1 protein-coding gene and 1 pseudogene (both cut by a window edge) are annotated in these 1921 nt (G+C 36.9%); one reads left to right on the top strand and one right to left on the bottom strand.

Annotated features, from left to right (window positions below; translation table 11 throughout):
- Positions 1-305, top strand: a pseudogene (locus tag EDM02_RS06135) (PD-(D/E)XK nuclease family transposase) (its annotated part extends 176 nt beyond the left edge of the window); the annotation flags it as partial.
- A 107-nt stretch (positions 306-412) separates the two neighbouring features.
- Here the strand turns inward: EDM02_RS06135 and EDM02_RS02220 are convergent.
- On the bottom strand, positions 413-1921 hold the 3' portion of the coding sequence (locus EDM02_RS02220; protein ID WP_123662717.1) for a PD-(D/E)XK nuclease domain-containing protein. The gene runs 15 nt beyond the window's last position; the window shows 1509 of its 1524 coding nt (coding positions 16-1524); its start codon lies beyond the right edge, outside the window — the gene reads right to left on this strand; the stop codon is at positions 413-415.

Here is a 1921-nt window from a genome sequence, read left to right as displayed (position 1 = left end):
TCCATTTAAAAAAGGCACTACAGGTACTGAATGTTATGAACTTTACACCAGAAGAACGTACCTTATATGAAGGCCATTTAAAGTGGTTATGGGTCGAAGAAAATACAGTTAAAAAAGCTAAAAATGAGGGTAAAGAGGAAGGTATCCAAATAGGAAAAGAGGAAGGTATCCAAATAGGAGAAACCCAAAAAGCTATGGCTATAGCCCAAAATTTGCTTCAAGAAAAGCTACCTATTGCCTATATAGCCAAGGTTACTGGTTTAACCATTAAGCAAGTAGAACAGTTATACACTGTAAGCCTTTAGGATAATAAAATCGTATCCGTTCAGGGGTATGGCAGACATATTTTATAGATNGTTAAGAAAGTTTAAATGGCTTAGTAAAATCACTGAACGGATACAAACATCTATTACTACCTATACACATTTACCTCATCCACCCGATAAGCTAAGGTTACTTCTTTGCCACAAAAAGCTAACGCAATGCTGGTAATCTTTCTTACATGAGGATAGGTTTTTACCTTAGTATGGTATTGTTTAGCGATGATTTGGGCCAAACCTGCTTGGGCTACCGCATCCAAGTTTTCTAACGTTTTAGTTGTTTTATATTCTATGATCAGTGCATTATCATTCCTACCTACTTGAGGTATTAAAAGCATATCTGCCCGACCACTGCCTGTTTCCCTTTCACTTTCTATGCTATAGTCAGCACACAACATATGTAACATGCCCAACATAAAGCCACTGTAAAATAGTTCTGCTTTGGTGCTTCCTGTTTGGAAAAAACTGGTAGCACGATACAGCAATGTTTGCAATTGCTCCTTAAAGGTCTCTATATGGCCAGCTGGTAATAAGTGAACAAAGGAATAGTATTTAGAGCTGTCTATGTTTAATTGGTCGGTAACCCACTGCAATACTCTTGTTTCATAGATATATTTTACTTCTTGATTGGGAATAGATAGACCATAAATATGGCGTTCTGCGGATACCACAGTGGGATTTAAATAACCACTAAATAACAACAAACTCAATAAGCCAACTGGTTTGTTAATATCGGAGAAACTAATTTGCTTGGTAATGGGAGAAGTGACGGTTTGACCTTGAACCAGACATTGCCAATCTGCTTGCATTTGGTCAGCCAATAGCGCTTTATCTACTAAACCGGTACCACCACTGTCTAACCAATAGTAGTCTAATGTACCTTGACTGGCTAGGCATTGCATAATCGACCAGGGATTGTAAATAATTTCCCCTCCAAAGGAGTAGCCATTGTACCAATCTTTGATTTTTGCTGGTTCCGTTTGGGTAGCTACCTTACTAAGCAAGTCATCTACCTCGCTTTGCGTAAAACCATAAAATTGTGTGAAGTTTTTATCCAACAACGTATATTCCCGTACATTATTGAGATCTGAAAAGAGATTGGCTTTGGCTATGCGTAATATGCCTGTGATAACGCCTTTTTCTAAATAGGGATTGCTTTTTAAGGCGCTACCAAAAATTCCACGGAATAGTTCTAAAATTTCTTCAAAGGATTCACTTTGGCTACCAAATTTAATATACGAACTATTGATAGGGGTATCATATTCATCAATCAAGATATAAACCTTTTGGTTAAAATGTTTGTAGAGCAGTTCACTTAAAAAACGCAACCCTTGTTTTAAATCATTTTTATCGAGTTTTCCATCCAAATAGCGCTGTAATTTCTCTTTTTGAGCATTATCCAGTACCCCCCCTGATGCTGCTAGGTGTACGCTTAGATAACGATGGCAGGAAAATAATGTTATAATTTGATCTTTAATGCCTTTCTCGATTTCTTGGTAAGAACTCCCTTTAACATCTTTCAGGTTAAGTAAGATGACTGGAAATTGTCCCTGATATTCATTTATAATATCTGTATAAGCTGCTATTTTAAGCTTTTGTAG

The sequence above is a fragment of the Candidatus Cardinium hertigii genome (assembly GCF_003788695.1).
This window is presented reverse-complemented; position numbering and strand designations above follow the sequence as displayed.